Annotated in this window: 12 protein-coding genes; 3 read left to right on the forward strand and 9 right to left on the reverse strand. The window is 70.4% G+C overall.

Going from position 1 to position 14,977, the window contains the following annotated elements:
• Nucleotides 1-49: 49 nt before the first annotated feature.
• Both chpD and ACFYRX_RS39500 read right to left on the reverse strand, forming a co-directional pair.
• Complete coding sequence (gene chpD, locus ACFYRX_RS39495; RefSeq protein WP_389111333.1) at nucleotides 50-277, reverse strand: chaplin ChpD; 228 nt, start codon at nucleotides 275-277, stop codon at nucleotides 50-52.
• Between the two features lie 254 nt (nucleotides 278-531).
• Nucleotides 532-945 carry a rodlin gene (locus ACFYRX_RS39500; protein WP_389111062.1) on the reverse strand — a complete coding sequence of 138 codons (414 nt, stop codon included), beginning with the start codon at nucleotides 943-945 and terminating at the stop codon, nucleotides 532-534.
• Between the two features lie 221 nt (nucleotides 946-1,166).
• On the opposite strand from ACFYRX_RS39500, the gene ACFYRX_RS39505 reads away from it, so the two are divergent.
• The 3 genes from ACFYRX_RS39505 (at nucleotide 1,167) to ACFYRX_RS39515 (ending at nucleotide 3,224) form a co-directional block, all read left to right on the forward strand.
• Entirely contained in the window at nucleotides 1,167-1,568 is a 402-nt protein-coding gene (locus tag ACFYRX_RS39505) for a rodlin (RefSeq protein ID WP_389111065.1), read from the forward strand.
• A gap of 108 nt (nucleotides 1,569-1,676) precedes the next feature.
• Nucleotides 1,677-2,687: an LCP family protein gene (locus ACFYRX_RS39510; RefSeq protein WP_389111336.1), complete on the forward strand. Its 1,011-nt coding sequence runs from the start codon at nucleotides 1,677-1,679 to the stop codon at nucleotides 2,685-2,687.
• 126 nt (nucleotides 2,688-2,813) lie between these two features.
• Nucleotides 2,814-3,224 (forward strand): rodlin, encoded by a 411-nt coding sequence (locus ACFYRX_RS39515; protein ID WP_389111068.1) that lies wholly within the window; start codon nucleotides 2,814-2,816, stop codon nucleotides 3,222-3,224.
• Between the two features lie 81 nt (nucleotides 3,225-3,305).
• On the opposite strand, the gene ACFYRX_RS39520 is transcribed toward ACFYRX_RS39515, so the two are convergent.
• The 7 genes from ACFYRX_RS39520 to iolB form a co-directional block, all read right to left on the reverse strand.
• Nucleotides 3,306-5,225, reverse strand: coding sequence for an AMP-dependent synthetase/ligase (locus ACFYRX_RS39520; RefSeq protein ID WP_389111071.1), 1,920 nt, complete (start codon nucleotides 5,223-5,225; stop codon nucleotides 3,306-3,308).
• A 73-nt stretch (nucleotides 5,226-5,298) separates the two neighbouring features.
• Nucleotides 5,299-6,816 carry a von Willebrand factor type A domain-containing protein gene (locus tag ACFYRX_RS39525; RefSeq protein ID WP_389111073.1) on the reverse strand — a complete coding sequence of 506 codons (1,518 nt, stop codon included), beginning with the start codon at nucleotides 6,814-6,816 and terminating at the stop codon, nucleotides 5,299-5,301.
• A 147-nt stretch (nucleotides 6,817-6,963) separates the two neighbouring features.
• Entirely contained in the window at nucleotides 6,964-7,830 is an 867-nt protein-coding gene (locus ACFYRX_RS39530) for an ABC transporter permease (RefSeq protein WP_389111076.1), read from the reverse strand.
• Nucleotides 7,827-10,463, reverse strand: a complete 2,637-nt coding sequence (locus ACFYRX_RS39535) for an alpha/beta fold hydrolase (protein ID WP_389111078.1) — start codon at nucleotides 10,461-10,463, stop codon at nucleotides 7,827-7,829. The genes ACFYRX_RS39530 and ACFYRX_RS39535 overlap by 4 nt, the downstream gene beginning before the upstream one ends.
• A 300-nt stretch (nucleotides 10,464-10,763) precedes the next feature.
• Nucleotides 10,764-12,266: a CoA-acylating methylmalonate-semialdehyde dehydrogenase gene (mmsA, locus tag ACFYRX_RS39540; protein ID WP_389111081.1), complete on the reverse strand. Its 1,503-nt coding sequence runs from the start codon at nucleotides 12,264-12,266 to the stop codon at nucleotides 10,764-10,766.
• Nucleotides 12,267-12,282: 16 nt separating this feature from the next.
• On the reverse strand, nucleotides 12,283-14,160 hold the full coding sequence (iolD, locus tag ACFYRX_RS39545; protein WP_389111084.1) for a 3D-(3,5/4)-trihydroxycyclohexane-1,2-dione acylhydrolase (decyclizing): 1,878 nt from the start codon (nucleotides 14,158-14,160) through the stop codon (nucleotides 12,283-12,285).
• The gene (iolB, locus tag ACFYRX_RS39550; protein WP_389111087.1) at nucleotides 14,157-14,972 is read right to left on the reverse strand and encodes a 5-deoxy-glucuronate isomerase; all 816 of its coding nucleotides are present in this window, start codon (nucleotides 14,970-14,972) and stop codon (nucleotides 14,157-14,159) included. Before iolB ends, iolD begins: the two co-directional genes overlap by 4 nt.
• Between the last annotated feature and the right edge of the window lie 5 nt (nucleotides 14,973-14,977).

A 14,977-nucleotide genomic window follows, 5' to 3' on the forward strand; every position in this document is an offset into this window, starting at 1 on the left:
GACGTCCGGGACCGGCCAGTGCACAGCCGGGGGCTGATGCGTTACGTCGTCAGTCGTTGACGCAGTGGTTGCCGAACGCCGGGTTCAGCAGGGCGATGACGTTCACGGTGTTGCCGCACACGTTGACGGGCACGTGGATCGGAACCTGAACGACGTTGCCCGAGAGGACACCCGGGGAACCGATGGCGGCAGCCTCGGCGCCGGCGTCGGCGAAGGCCGGGGCGGCCATGCCGAGGGCCATGATCGCGCCCGCGACGACAGCAGCGGTCTTCTTCATGAGATTTCCCTTCTCTGCGGTCATGCCTCTATGACGGTCGAAACCGAGCGAGCACAGTCGGAACGGCTCGCACCATGACCTGCAGCTGTAGAACGAGGGATAGACAGCAAAGGAAACTGCGGAACGTGTGTCGCCGGGTAATTCACTCGAACGCCTTCGGCAAAACGCTTCATCCGAGTATCCACAAAGGAAATTGACGCCGTATCAACAAAAAATCGCCCGGGTGTTCACCCGGGCGATTTCGAGGCGGCGGATCAGCTGCGGTTGGCGCCGTTGCCGGACAGGGCCGAGATGTCGTCCAGGATGTGCGAGGCCGGCTCGTCGCCCTTGGCCTGGGTGGAGTTCTCGGCGCACTGCTGGTTCTGTGGGGCCGACAGGATCGGCACGTCCTGGAGGGCGCCGACGGCGGCGAGGCCGACGATGCCCTGGAGGTTCGCCTTCGCGGGCAGGCCGACGCAGAGCTTGTTGACCGAGCTCTGGACCAGCGTGGCCTGCGGGCTCATGTCGCCCTTGGTCGCCTGGTTGCCGAACGCGCTGTGGGCACCGTTGCCGCTGGCCGACGTGGTGCCATGGTCGTTGCCGATGGCAAGCGCCTGCGGGGCCGCCGCCGCCGTGGCACCGATGACGGACGCGGCGATCGCCGCCGAGGCCATTGCCTTCTTCAGCATTTCGCTTTCCTTTCCTGGGCACGGACGCACCGTCCTGCTTCCGCATCAACCGGCGACGGCCCGATTGGTTTCGACCCGTCACCCGAACGGGCCGCACGCGGCGTGCAGTCGACAAAAGTCGCCTGTGGGCCATCGGAGTGAACAGCAGCAACCAAGCGGCCCCGCGGCAGTTGACCAGAGCGCTCCGGTGGACGGGGTCTCTCCAGAAAAGGACTACTCACGTGATCAAGAAGGTTTTGGCTTCGGCCGCTGTCGCCGCGGCCGTCGTCGGTGCCGCCTCCCCCGCCATGGCCATCGGCAACGACAGCGGCACCACGTCGGCCAGCGGCAACCACGCTTCGCAGTCGTTCGGCAACTCCGCCACCTACGGCAAGATGAGCCCGCAGATGGCTCTCATCCAGGGCTCGCTCAACAAGCCCTGCATCGGCCTGCCCGCGAAGGCGAACCTGCAGGGGATCGTCGGCCTCGCCGCCGTCGGCGCCCTCCAGGACGTGCCGATCCTGTCGGCCCCGCAGAACCAGCAGTGTGTCGAGAACAGCACCCAGGCCAAGGGCGACGAGCCGCTGTCGCACATCCTGGACGACATCTCGGCCCTGTCCGGCAACGGTGCCAACGGCAGCTGAGCTGTCGCTCACCGTGGGCCGATGAGCCCTGGGGCTGGTTTCTCAAGTCCCCGTCAGCGGGCCGCCGTATCAACGGCGGCCCGCTGATCTACTTTGCGTCGCGTGACGATGAAGAGAACCCTTTCCTCGGTCGTCCTCGCGACCTCCGCCCTGCTGCTGCCGGGCGCCGTGCCGCCCGCGCCGGCCGCCCCCGCTGCGCACGGCACGAACATCCTGCTGATGGGCACGGACGGCCGGGACACCATCTCCGCCGCCGAGAAGCACAAGTTTCACGCCGGCGGCTTCGCCTGCGACTGCACTGACGTCCTGATGGTGGTCCATGTGTCGGCCCGCCGGGACCGCGTGAGCGTCGTCGCCCTGCCCCGGGACTCCTACGCCGACATCCCGGCCCACCGCGACGAGGCCACCGGTGCGAAGCGCCCCGCACGTCCGTCGAAGATCAACGGCGCGTATGCCGAGGGTGGGCCCAGGCTCACCGTCGCCACCGTCGAGTCGATGACCGGGATGGACTTCGACCACTACCTCCAGGTGGACTTCCGGCGTTTCATCGACGCCGTGAACCAGGTCGGCGGTGTCGAGGTGTGCACCGCGCGGCGCCTCAAGGACCCTGCCACCAGGCTCGACCTGAAGCCGGGCAAGCACCGGCTCGGCGGCGGAAAGGCGCTGCAGTACGTCCGCTCCCGGAAGGTGGACCAGGCGGCCGACCTCGGACGGATCCAGCGTCAGCAGCGGTTCCTGGTGCAGGCGCTGCGCGGGCTCCAGGCCAAGCGCCTGCTGACCGACCCGGTGGCGGCGGCCCGTGTGGTGCGCACGCTGCTCGGGTCAGCGCGCGTCGACCAGGGCTTCTCCGCCGGGGATCTGCTGGAGCTGGCGGCCGCGCTGCACAAGGTGCCGGCGAAGAACACCGAGTTCGCGACGGTGCCGGTCGCCGGATTCAACCCGACCCGGCCGGACATCGGTTCGACGCTGGCCTGGGACCGGGCGAAGGCGGACGCGATGTTCACGAAGCTGCGCAAGGACCAGCCGCTGCTCAAGGCGGGCGCGCAACCCAAGCCGTACGACCCGCCGCGCATGACGCGTGCGGTCACCGTGCGCGGGAGCGCTTACGCCTGTGGCTGAGGGGCGCTGACGGGGCCTGTGCGCGCGCTGGGCCAATCGGGGCAAAGAACGCAACCCCGACCGGGGTTCACGCGTTGACGATCATGCAGCTCCTCCCCGGAGTCCGCATTTCGAAAGGGAATGAACATGAAGAAGCTGTGGGCAACCGCCGCTGTCGCCGCCTCCATCGCTGGTGTCTCGGCTGCGGCCGCTCCCCAGGCGCTTGCCATCGGTAACGACCACGGCACCACGTCCTTCAGCGGCAACGGTGCCTCGCAGGAGTTCGGCAACTCGGCCACCTTCGGCGACATGAGCCCGCAGCTCTCGCTGGTCCAGGGTTCGCTGAACAAGCCCTGTGTCGGTCTGCCGGCGAAGCTGAACCTCCAGGGCCTCGTCGGCGTCGCCGCCGTCGGCCTCGTTCAGGACGTCCCGGTCCTGTCGGCCCCGCAGAACCAGCAGTGTGTCGAGAACAGCACCCAGGCCAAGGGCGACGAGCCGCTGTCGCACATCCTGGACGACATCTCGGCCCTGTCCGGCAACGGCGCCCACGGCAGCTGAGCTGTCGCTCCTCCGCGACGGCGGGTCACCGGTCCTCCGGTGGTCCGCCGTTTCGCGTGTCCGGGCACCACGGCAGGTGCCTCACGTGCGGTAGACGGACTCGATCTCCTTCGCGTACGCCGCCGTGACCACGTGCCGTTTGACCTTCAGGGACGGCGTGAGCATGCCGTTGTCCTCGGTGAACTCCCCCTCGACCAGCCGGAAGGCGCGGATCGACTCGGCGCGGGAGACGGCCGCGTTGGCGTGGTCGACGGCCTGCTGGATGTCGGCGCGCAGCCGTTCGTCCCGGACGAGCACGGCGTGCGGGGTGTCGGCGGGCAGTCCCCGGACCGACAGCCAGTGGGCCATCGCCTCGGGGTCGAGGGTGATCAGGGCGGCGACGAAGGGACGGTTGTCGCCGACGACGAGGCACTGGCCGACGGGGGCCCGGCTGCGCAGGCGGTCCTCCAGGACGGCCGGGGAGACGTTCTTGCCGCCCGAGGTGACGAGGATGTCCTTCTTGCGGCCGGTGATGGTGAGATAGCCGTCCTCGTCGAGTGCGCCGAGGTCGCCGGTGGCGAACCAGTCGTCCTTCAGGACGGCGTCGGTGGCCTGCGGGTTGTTCCAGTAGGAGCCGAAGACGACCCCGCCCTTGATGAGGACCTCGCCGTCGTCGGCGATGCGGATCGCGGTGCCGGGGACGGGCTGCCCGACCGTGCCGGGGCGGGGGCCGAGCGGCGGGACGACGGTGGCGGCGGCGCTGGTCTCGGTGAGGCCGTAGCCCTCGTAGACGATGATTCCGGCCGCCGAGAAGAACAGGTTGAGGTCGCGGTCCAGGGGTGAGCCGCCGCTGATGGCGTAGCGCATGCGGCCGCCGAGTTCCGCGCGGATACGGCGGTAGACCAGCAGGTCGTACAGGGCCCAGGCGGCGTAGAGGCCGGGCCCCGGGCCCTTGCCGGTCTCCAGGAACTTGTTCAGGTACGCCTCGCCGAAGCGGACGCCGATGCGGTGGGCGCGGTCGAAGGAGGCGGCCCGGCCCATCTTCTCGGCGGTGGCGCGGCCGGTGGCGTGGATCTTCTCGAAGAGGTACGGGACGCCGACGACGAAGGTCGGGCGGAACTCCTTGAGCGCGGGCCGGAGTTCGTCGGGCTTGATGCTCGGGCAGTGGCCGATCTCGATGCGGGCCATCAGACAGGCGATCTGCAGGGTGCGGCCCATGATGTGGGCGAGCGGCAGGAAGAGCAGGGTCGAGGCGACCTGGCCGGTGACGGCCTCGAAGACGGGGTGGAGCAGCTCGACGGTGTTGGCGGCCTCGGCGTGCAGGTTGGCGTGGGTGAGGACGCAGCCCTTGGGGCGGCCGGTGGTGCCGGAGGTGTAGCAGATCGTGGCGATGGTGTCGGGGGTCAGGGCGGCGCGGCGCTTGGTGACCTCCTCGTCGGGGAGGTCGTGGCCGAGGGCGGTGAGGCCGGTGAGATCTCCGGCGTCCAGCTGCCAGGAGTGGGGGGACTCCTCGTGGCCGGCCGTGCCGACGGCGACCGTGTCCGCGTTCTCGGCGGTCTCCACGACGATGTGCCGGGCGCCGGAGTCGCGGACGATCCACTCCACCTGCTCGGGCGAGGAGGTGGCGTAGACGGGGACGGTCTGGCCGCCGGCCGCCCAGATCGCGAAGTCCAGGACCGTCCATTCGTAGCGGGTGCGGGACATCACGGCGACACGGCCGCCCGGTTCGACACCGGCGGCGATCAACCCCTTGGCCACGGCGGTGACTTCACGGGCGAACTCCTGGGCGGTGACCGGGCGCCAGCCGGTTCCCTCCCTGCGGTGCAGGATCACGGTGTCGGGGGTCTCGGCCGCGTGGGTGAACGGGAGGTCGGCGATGCTTCCGGTGGCCAAGGGCGCGGCGAGGGCCGGCGCCCGGGCCTCCCGTACGGTTCCGGCGTCGTCCTTGACGGTCTCGACCCTGGAGCGACTCGCCAGGTCGGTGCGCTGTTTCGCCCGTTTCAGATCCTTGCGTACGCCCATCGTGGCTCCCCGGTCCGCTCCGACTGGGTGGTCAACTTACTCACAAGTAGGAAAAGGTCAATGGGGCCGGCCGCTACTCCGCGAGGTGCCGGGCCTCGCGGATGGTGGCGGCGAGTTGGCGTACCGCCTTGTCCTCGGTGGTGTCGGCCAAGTGGTCCGCGCGATCGGCCAGTTCACTCAGGGAGGGGCGGCCGGGGAGCCGACTCCCGCTGTCGCGCAGGGCATCCGCGAAGTAGGCGGCGACCGCGTCCACCTGGAAGCGGGGGCTCGCATCCCACAAGGAGTCGTCCAGGGTGTCGAGTTGTCCGGACTCCTCGTGCGGGGCGCGGGTCTTCGGGTCCTGCCAGCGAACGGTCGCGGTGGCGAGGTGGCCGTCGGCGCCGGGCCGGGTGCGGACCGCGTAGAGGGCGGTGACGGTGTGGCCGGGGCCGACTTCACCGCCGTCCACGCGGTCGTCGCGGAAGTCGTCGTCGGCGACGCGGCGGTCGTCGTAGCCGATGAGGCGGAAGGAGGCGACGTTCTCTGGGTCGAAGGCGACCTGGGCCTTGGCGTCGCGGGCCGTGAGGTCGATGTTCTGCGGGAGTTGCTCGCAGAAGACCTTCTCGGCGTCGTCGGCGCCGGAGACGTAGACGGTGTGGCCGTCGCCCTTGTCGGCGAGGCGTTCCATCAGGGCGTCGCCGTAGTCGCTGCCGACGCCTACGCCGAAGAGGGTGATGCCGTGTTCGCGGCGGGCGGTGTCGATGCGGTCGAGGATGGAGTCGGGGCTGGTGTCGCCGTCGTTGGCGAGGGCGTCGGAGATGAGGACGACCCGGTTGGTGGCGCCCTCGCGCAGGCCCTTCACGGCGGTCCGGTAGCCGGTCTCGACGCCCGCGGCGAGGTTGGTGGAGTACGTCGGTTCCAGACCGTCGATCGCCTCGTGGATCCGGCCGCGGTGGCCGCCGAGGCGGGTCATCGGCAGGACGGTCTCGGCCTGGTCGCTGAAGGTGACAAGGGCGACCGAGTCGTCGTCGTGCAGGCGTTCCGTCATGGTGTCGAGGGACTGCTGGGCGAGGTCGAGGCGGCCTGGTTCGGCCATGGAGCCGGAGATGTCGATGACGAAGGTGAGGGCGGCGGGCGGGCGTTCGTCCGGGTCGGCCGGTGCGCCCCTGGTGGCCAGGCCCACGCGGACCAGCGACCAGTCGTCCCGGTCGGTGCGGGCGCCGTCGACGGTGACCGTGAAGCCGTTGCCGTCGGGGCGGTCGTAGTCCTGGCGGAAGCTGTTGACGAACTCCTCGGGGCGGATCGTCGACGGGTCGGGGCGGCGGCCCTCGGCGAGGGTGCGGCGGGCGTAGCCGTAGGAGGCGGTGTCGACGTCGAGGGCGAAGGTGGAGAGGTAGTCGGGGGACGGGGTGGTGTAGTCGCCGCGGGACTCGTCGGAGTCCGTTTCGCCCTGGGGCTGGTTCGGGGCCGGGAAGCCCGGGTTGTACGAGCCGCCCTTCGATCCGTCGGCGCTGCTCGCGCCGTCGCTGTCGCTCCCGCTGCAGCCGGTGAGCAGCAGGCCGCCCGCCAGTGTGAGGGCGAGCATCACCTGTCGTGTTCGCTGTCGCTCCATCGTCCGTACCCCCTGGGCCTGTTGACGTCGACGTCTGTGACTGTGACGGCACCGGGGGGCGGAACGTGCGTGACGGAGCGTTGCGGATGGGTCTCGAAGGGGGCACGGCGGGGGTCCGTCGAGACCGGTGGGTGATCCTCCGTTGACCTAGGAGACGACGTCCTTGCGGGCGAAACCCCGGAAGGCCAGGGCGAACAGCACCAGGGCGAGCGTTACCGAAAGGGAGGTGCCCTGGATCATGTCGGACCACTGCAACTTCGGCTGTACGGCGTCCAGCCACGCGTACTGCCAGTGCGAGGGGAGGAAGTCGCGCCAGTCGCCGAGGGCCGTCACCTGATCGAGCACGTTGCCGACGATGGTCAGGCCGACCGCGCCGCCGACCGCGCCGAGGGGGGCGTCGGTCCGGGTGGAGAGCCAGAACGCCAGGGCGGCGGTGACGAGTTGGGAGACGAAGATGTACGCCACCGTGATCAGCAGGCGTTGGGCCGCGGTGCCCGCCTCCAGTGAGCCGCCGGTGGGCAGTTGCAGCGGGCCCCAGCCGTACGCCACCGTGCCGACCGCGAGGGCGACCAGCGGGAGCAGGAGCATCGCGGCGAGGCTGAGGGTGAGGCCGACGACGAGCTTGGACCAGAGGAGGCGGGCCCTCGGCACGGGGGCCGCGAGCAGATAGCGCAGGGAGGACCAGCTGGCCTCCGAGGCGACCGTGTCCCCGCAGAACAGCGCCACGGGGACGATCAGCAGGAAGCCCGCGGAGGCGAAGAGGTTCACCGCGGCGAAGTTCGGTCCGGACAGGGTGGCCGTGTCCATCAGGTTGACCCGGTTGTTGCCCGAGCCCGGTCCGCCGCCCAGCTGGAAGGCGATCAGCAGGACGAAGGGCAGGGCGGCCAGGATGCCGAACATGATGAGGGTGCGGCGGCGCTTCAACTGCCGTACCAGCTCGACCCGGACGGGCAGGGTGCGGCCCGCGCGGTAGCCGTCGGCGACCTCCGCGCGCACGGTCGAGGTGCTGCTCATGCGGAGTCTCCGATCAGGGTGAGGAAGGCGTCTTCGAGGCGGCGGTGCGGGCCCACCGAGGTCACGGGGACCTCAAGGCGGACCAGTTCGGCGACCAGGCGCTGTGCGCTGCCGTCGGCGTCGAGCCGTACGAGCAGGCCGTCGTCGGTGGTGATCGCCGACTCCACGCCCGGCAGGGCCGCCACCTTCTCGGCCACGGGTTCCTCCACCGGTTCGGCCGTGCCGACCAGGAGGGTGTCGCCGGAGCCGACGATCTCGGCGACCGGGCCCGCCTGGACGAGCTGTCCGTGGTCCATCACCACGAGGTGGGTGCAGGACTGCTCGACCTCCGAGAGGAGGTGGCTGGAGACGATGACCGTGCGGCCGGCCGCCGCGTAGCGGATCATCACCTCGCGCATCTCGCGGATCTGCGGCGGGTCGAGGCCGTTGGTCGGCTCGTCGAGGATGAGCAGGTCGGGCATGCCGAGCATGGCCTGGGCGATGGCGAGGCGCTGGCGCATGCCCTGGGAGTAGGTGCGGACCGCGCGGGCCAGGGCGTCGCCGAGACCGGCGATCTCCAGGGCCTCGTCCATGTGGGCGTCCTCGGGCGGGCGGCCGGTGGCCTGCCAGTACAGCTCCAGGTTCTCGCGGCCCGACAGGTGCGGGAGGAAACCCGCGCCCTCGACGAAGGCGCCGACACGGGAGAGCACGGGGGCGCCGGGGGCTATCGCGTGGCCGAAGACGCGGACCTCGCCGCCGTCCGGCTTGATGAGGCCCATCAGCATGCGCAGGGTGGTCGTCTTGCCCGCGCCGTTCGGGCCGAGCAGGCCGAGGACCTGGCCTTTCTCGACGCGGAAGGAGAGGTCGCGGACCGCGTAACGGTCGGCGGACTTGGCGTACCGCTTGCTCAGGTCGGTGATCTGGAGGGGGACTTCGGCCAGTTCCGGGTCGGGGGCGGCGGGGGCCGTGGTACGGCGGCGGCCCGTGGCCACCAGGGCGAGGGCGAGCAGCGCGCCGGCCAGGGGCAGCCACCACACCCAGGCGGGCAGGGGGGCCTGGGCGTTCTTCTCGCTGAGGGCCGTGGGGACGTGGAGGTCGCCCTTCAGGGAGACGGTGTACGTCGCCGGGGTCGCCGGGGAGGCGTAGCCGAGGTCCGTGGAGGCGAGGACCAGCTTGAGGCGGTGGCCGTCGTCGATCTCGTGGTCGATCGCCGGGAGGGTGATGGTGACGTCCTTGCCGGCCTTCGCGCCCTCGACCCGGATGGGCTCGACGAGCTGGGAGGGCAGCGTCTGCTGACCGTTCGCGCCCACGTCGTAGACCTTGGCGAAGAGGACCGCGTCGTCGCTCGTCGACTTCACGTGGACGGTGACCGTGGGCGAGCCGGTGATCTGCAGGTCGTCCTTGACCGGGGCCGACTCGAAGGCGGCGAACTGGCCGGGGAAGTCGAGGGAGACGCCCACGCCGAGGGAGGAGAGCTGGGAGAGACCGCCTCCGCCGAGGCCGGGGAGGGCCGAGACGGCGGGCGGGCTGGCGCCGGCCGGGTTGGCGAAGTCCTGTTGTTCGCGGCGGCCGGTCAGGGCGATCTCGCGGTCGTCGCTCTCCAGGCCCGGGTAGGTGTCGGCGGTGACGCCGGTGAGGCGGGGTTCGCCGTCGCTCGTACCGGTGCCGAGGGTGCGGGTGACGCGGAAGGCGGGGCCGGTGTCGACGCCCTTGTCGTCCTTGAGGTAGTGGTCGAACCAGTTGGCCACGCGGGACTGGACGCGGCTCGTCTCCATGTCGCCGCCGTCATGCCCGCCGGCGATCCAGTCGACGTCGACGGGGGCGCCGTTGGCGCGGATCGCCTTCGCGGCGGCGTCGGCCTGGTTCAGGGGAAACAGGGAGTCCGTCTGGCCCTGGACGAGGAGCGTGGGGACCTTGATGTCCTTGGCGACGGCCGACGGGGACCGCTCGTCCAGCATCTTCTCGGCCTGGGCGTCCGGGGTGCCGGACTCGGCGACGCGCTCGTACATCGCGCAGATCTGCGGCTCGAACTTGGCGCAGCCGCCCGCGCTGTTGACGAAGATGCCGGCCCAGAGCTTCTTGAACACGCCGTTCGGGAACAGGGCGTCCGCGAGGTTCCAGTACGTGATCTCGGGGGCGATGGCGTCCACGCGGTGGTCGTAGCCGGCGGCGAGGAGGGAGATCGCGCCGCCGTAGCTCGCGCCGGTGACGCCGACTCGGGGGTCGCCGGGCTTGTCGAGCTGGACCTGGGGCTGCTTCGCCAGCCAGTCGATCAGTTTGCTGACGTCGGCGACCTCGGCCTTGGGGTCGTTGAGGCCGACCTTGCCGGTCGACTTGCCGAAGCCTCTCGCGGACCAGGTGAGGACCGCGTAGCCGTCCCGGGCGAGGCTCTGGGCCTGTTGGCGTACGTCGTTCTTGCTGCCGCCGAAGCCGTGGCCTATGAGCACCGCGGGGCGCTTTTCGGTGCCGGGCGTCGTGAAGTACGAGGTGTCGATGCGGACGCCGTCGATGGACATGACCTGGTCCGCGCGGTGCACCGCAGGGGGGTCGTCGGAGGCGGCTGCTGTCCATGTCCCGGCGGCTGCGGCGAGGACGACGGCGGAGGCCGTGGCGGCGATCCACCGCTTCGGCCTCCGGGGGCGTCGAAGATCCATGCTTCAACGGTACGGGGTGAAACTGTCGGGGACGTATCTACCGAGGGCTGAACTCCTCGCCATCCTGGGGGTGGAGGGGGGTCCGTGGCGTACAGCGAGTGCGGTATGGCTACGAGCTCGGTCTCGTCCGTACAGATGCCGGGTGCGGGTGCGTTGTGGCTTGTCGCGCAGTTCCCCGCGCCCCTGGAAAGCTGGGGCTGCGCCCCGCTTTTGTCGGCCCGCAGGGCCGTCTCTTTGAGGGGCGCGGGGAACTGCGCGAGCAACCACGAACCACCCGCACCCGCCGACGCAGCGGAGCGCCTAGTGGTTGCGGGGGAAGCCCAGGTCTACGCCTGTGGGGCCGTCGGCCGGGTCGGGCCAGCGGGTGGTGACGACCTTGCCGCGGGTGTAGAAGTGCGTGCCGTCGTTGCCGTAGATGTGGTGGTCGCCGAAGAGGCTGTCCTTCCAGCCGCCGAAGCTGTGGTAGCCGACGGGGACCGGGATCGGGACGTTCACGCCGACCATGCCGGCCTCGACCTCCAGCTGGAAGCGGCGGGCGGCGCCGCCGTCCCGGGTGAAGATCGCGGTGCCGTTGCCGAACGGCGAGGCGTTGATGAGGGCGATGCCCTCGTCGTAGCTGTCGACGCGCAGCACGGTCAGGACCGGGCCGAAGATCTCGTCCTGGTAGGCCTTGGCGGTGGTCGGCACCTTGTCGAGGAGGGAGATGCCGATCCAGTGGCCGTCCTCGAAGCCCTCGACCGTGTAGCCGGAGCCGTCCAGGACGACCTCGCAGCCCTCGGCCGCCGCGCCGGTGACGTAGGACGCCACCTTGTCGCGGTGTACGGCGGTGATCAGCGGGCCCATCTCCGACGTCGGGTCGTTGCCGGGGCCGATCTTGATCTTCTCGGCGCGCTCACGGATCTTGTCCACGAGCTCGTCGCCGATCGAACCGACGGCCACGACCGCGGAGATCGCCATGCAGCGCTCGCCCGCCGAGCCGTAGGCGGCGGAGACGGCCGCGTCGGCCGCCGCGTCCAGGTCGGCGTCCGGGAGGACCAGCATGTGGTTCTTGGCGCCGCCCAGGGCCTGGACGCGCTTGCCGTTCGCGGAGGCGGTGGTGTGGATGTAGCGGGCGATCGGGGTCGAGCCGACGAAGGAGACGGCCTTGACGTCCGGGTGCTCCAGGAGGCGGTCGACGGCCACCTTGTCGCCGTGGACGACGTTGAAGACACCGTCGGGCAGACCGGCCTCGGCCAGCAGTTCGGCGATCTTCAAGGAGGCCGACGGGTCCTTCTCGGACGGCTTCAGCACGAAGGTGTTGCCGGTCGCGATGGCGATCGGGAACATCCACATCGGGACCATCGCCGGGAAGTTGAACGGCGTGATGCCCGCGACGACACCGAGCGGCTGGCGGATCGAGGCGACGTCCACGCGGCTGGCGACCTCGGTGGACAGTTCGCCCTTCAGCTGCACGGTGATCCCGCACGCCAGGTCGACGATCTCCAGGCCGCGCGCGACCTCACCGAGCGCGTCGGAGTGCACCTTGCCGTGCTCGGCGGTGATCAGCTCGGCGATCGCGTCGCGGTTCGCCTCCAGGAGCGCCCGGAAGCGGAACAGGATGGTGGTCCGCTTGGCGAGCGAGGAGGTGCCCCAGGTCTGGAACGCGTCCTTCGCGGCGGCTACGGCGGCGTCGACCTCGTCGACCGAGGCGAACGCGACCTTCGTGGTGACCGCGCCGGTGGCCGGGTCGGTGACCGGCCCGTAGTTGCCCGACGCGCCTTCGACGGTCTTGCCGCCGATCCAGTGGTTGACGATCTTCGTCATGACCGAGTACTCCTTTTCACAGATGGCGGCGTCGGGTTGAGACGTGCCGTTCGTACAGCTCACGGGCCTTCACCGCGGACGGTCGGGTCGCGGTCTCGGCCACAGGTACATCCCACCAGGCCTGCGCCGGAGGCGGGCCCGACACTGTGTCGGCCGTTTCGGTCTCGACGTAGACACATGTGGGAGTGTCGGCGGCCCGCGCCTCTTCGAGTGCGGCGCGGAGGTCTCGTACGGTCTTCGCGCGCAGCACGCGCATACCGAGGCTGGCCACGTTGGCGGCCAGGTCCACGGGCAGCGGGGCGCCCGTGTAGGTGCCGTCGTCGGACTGGAAGCGGTAGGCGGTGCCGAACCGCTCGCCGCCGACCGACTCGGACAGGCCACCGATGGAGGCGTAGCCGTGGTTCTGGATCAGGAGGAGCTTGATGGCTATGCCCTCCTGTACGGCCGTGACGATCTCCGTCGGCATCATCAGGTACGTCCCGTCGCCGACCAGCGCCCAGACGTTGCGGTCGGGAGCGGCCATCTTCACACCGATCGCGGCCGGGATCTCGTAGCCCATGCAGGAGTAGCCGTACTCCAGGTGGTACTGGTCCCTCGACCGGGCGCGCCACAGCTTGTGCAGGTCGCCGGGGAGGGAGCCGGCCGCGTTGATGACGATGTCCGACTCGTCGGCCAGGGCGTCCAGGGCGCCGAGGACCTGCGCCTGGGTCGGCCTGATGTCGGGCTCGTCGGCCTCGTAGCAGGCGTCGACGCGCTGTTCCCAGCGTTCCTTGTCGAGCGTGTACTCGTCGACGTAGGTGTCGGTGACGCGGTGGGCGTGCGCTCCGAGTGCGCCGGTGAGATCCGTCAGGGCGCTGCGGGCGTCCGCGACCAGCGGCAGGCCGGCGAGCTTGTGGCCGTCGTACGCAGCGATGTTGAGGTTGAGGAAGCGGACGTCGTCGGCGGCGAACAGCGTGCCGGAGGCCGTCGTGAAGTCGGTGTACCGGGTGCCGACGCCGATCACCAGGTCGGCCTGGCGGGCCAGTTCGTTGGCGGTGGCGGTGCCGGTGTGGCCGACGGCGCCGACGTCCTGGGGGTGGTCGTGGCGCAGGGAGCCCTTGCCGGCCTGGGTGGAGGCGACCGGGATGCCGGTGGCGCTCGCGAACTCGGCGAGCGCTTCTTCGGCGCGGCTGTGGTGGACTCCGCCGCCGGCGACGATCAGGGGGCGCTGGGCCGACCTGATCGCCCGTACCGCTTCGGCGAGTTCGGCGGGATCGGCACCCGGACGCCGTACGGCCCAGGTGCGCTCGGCGAAGAACTCCTCGGGCCAGTCGTAGGCCTCCGCCTGCACGTCCTGCGGGAGGGCGAGGGTGACGGCGCCGGTCTCGACGGGGTCGGTGAGGACCCGCATGGCCTGCAGGGCCGCCGGGATCAGGGCCTCCGGGCGCATGACGCGGTCGAAGTACCTCGACACCGGGCGCAGGCTGTCGTTGACGCTGATGTCGCCTGCGTACGGCACTTCGAGCTGCTGGAGGACCGGGTCGGCGACGCGGGTGGCGAAGATGTCACCGGGGAGCAGCAGGACCGGGAGGTGGTTGATCGTGGCGAGAGCGGCGCCGGTGACCAGGTTGGTGGCGCCGGGGCCGATCGACGTCGTCACCGCGTGTGCGGAGAGGCGGTTCGACTGACGCGCGTAGCCCACGGCCGCGTGCACCATGGACTGCTCGTTGCGGCCCTGGTGGAAGGGCATGTCGTCGGCGTACTCGACGAGCGCCTGGCCGAGCCCTGCGACGTTCCCGTGGCCGAAGATGCCCCAGGTCGCGGCGATCGAACGCTGCCGTACGCCGTCGCGTTCGGTGTACTGGGCGGCGAGGAAACGGACCAGCGCTTGCGCGACGGTCAGGCGGATCGTCATCGGTACCCCTCGGTGTGGTCCGGGTGGAAGCAGATCCGCCACTCCCGCGTCTCACCCGGCCCCGCCATGACGTTCAGGTAGTACATGTCGTGGCCGGGCTGGGCGACGGACGGGCCGTGCCATCCGTCGGGGACGAGGACGGCGTCGCCGGAGCGGACCTCGGCGAGGACGTCGGATCCGCCCTCACGGGAGGGAGATACGCGCTGGTAGCCGAAACCGTTCGGACCGTCGATCTCGAAGTAGTAGATCTCCTCCAACTCGGCTTCCACGCCGGGCCGGTTCTCGTCGTGCTTGTGCGGCGGGTACGAGGACCAGTTGCCGCCGGGGGTGATGACCTCGACGGCGATGAGCTTGTCGCAGTCGAAGGCGTCGGCGGAGGCGAAGTTGCGCACATGCCGCAACTGCGTGCCGCTGCCGCGGTCTTCGACGGGGACCTCCGGCGCGGGGCCGTAGCGGGCGGGGAGTCGTCGCTCGCACTTCGCTCCTGCCAGGGCGAAGCGGCCTCCCACGCCGGAGGCGATCGTTGCCTGGGCGTCCCGGGGCACGTACGCGAAGTCGGAGACTCCGGCGAACACGCTTTCCCGGCCCAGGAGTTGGAACTCTTTCCCGTCTGCTTCCACCGTGCAGCCGCCTTCCAGCGGAAGCACGATCCACTCGCTGTCACCGGCGGTGAAGGTGTGTGTGCCACCGGGTGCCAGCTCGACGACGCGCAGACTGCTGTAGGTCCAGCCGGCCCGCTTGGGGTCGATGTCCACGGTGTACTGGGCGCCCGCGGAACCGCCCTTGGGGACGTACAGCTCGTTCTGTGTCATGCGGC

The organism is Streptomyces sp. NPDC005374, assembly GCF_042872225.1.
Taxonomy (GTDB): Bacteria; Actinomycetota; Actinomycetes; order Streptomycetales; family Streptomycetaceae; genus Streptomyces.

What these genes read in the sequence shown, in the direction of transcription:
- iolD (WP_389111084.1), bottom strand. Translation starts at nt 14,160, where the DNA reads ATGACGATCCGCCTGACCGTCGCGCAAGCGCTGGTCCGTTTCCTCGCC.
- ACFYRX_RS39530 (WP_389111076.1), bottom strand. Translation starts at nt 7,830, where the DNA reads ATGAGCAGCACCTCGACCGTGCGCGCGGAGGTCGCCGACGGCTACCGC.
- ACFYRX_RS39510 (WP_389111336.1), top strand. Translation starts at nt 1,677, where the DNA reads ATGAAGAGAACCCTTTCCTCGGTCGTCCTCGCGACCTCCGCCCTGCTG.
- ACFYRX_RS39500 (WP_389111062.1), bottom strand. Translation starts at nt 945, where the DNA reads ATGCTGAAGAAGGCAATGGCCTCGGCGGCGATCGCCGCGTCCGTCATC.
- chpD (WP_389111333.1), bottom strand. Translation starts at nt 277, where the DNA reads ATGAAGAAGACCGCTGCTGTCGTCGCGGGCGCGATCATGGCCCTCGGC.
- mmsA (WP_389111081.1), bottom strand. Translation starts at nt 12,266, where the DNA reads ATGACGAAGATCGTCAACCACTGGATCGGCGGCAAGACCGTCGAAGGC.
- iolB (WP_389111087.1), bottom strand. Translation starts at nt 14,972, where the DNA reads ATGACACAGAACGAGCTGTACGTCCCCAAGGGCGGTTCCGCGGGCGCC.
- ACFYRX_RS39525 (WP_389111073.1), bottom strand. Translation starts at nt 6,816, where the DNA reads ATGGAGCGACAGCGAACACGACAGGTGATGCTCGCCCTCACACTGGCG.
- ACFYRX_RS39520 (WP_389111071.1), bottom strand. Translation starts at nt 5,225, where the DNA reads ATGGGCGTACGCAAGGATCTGAAACGGGCGAAACAGCGCACCGACCTG.
- ACFYRX_RS39515 (WP_389111068.1), top strand. Translation starts at nt 2,814, where the DNA reads ATGAAGAAGCTGTGGGCAACCGCCGCTGTCGCCGCCTCCATCGCTGGT.
- ACFYRX_RS39535 (WP_389111078.1), bottom strand. Translation starts at nt 10,463, where the DNA reads ATGGATCTTCGACGCCCCCGGAGGCCGAAGCGGTGGATCGCCGCCACG.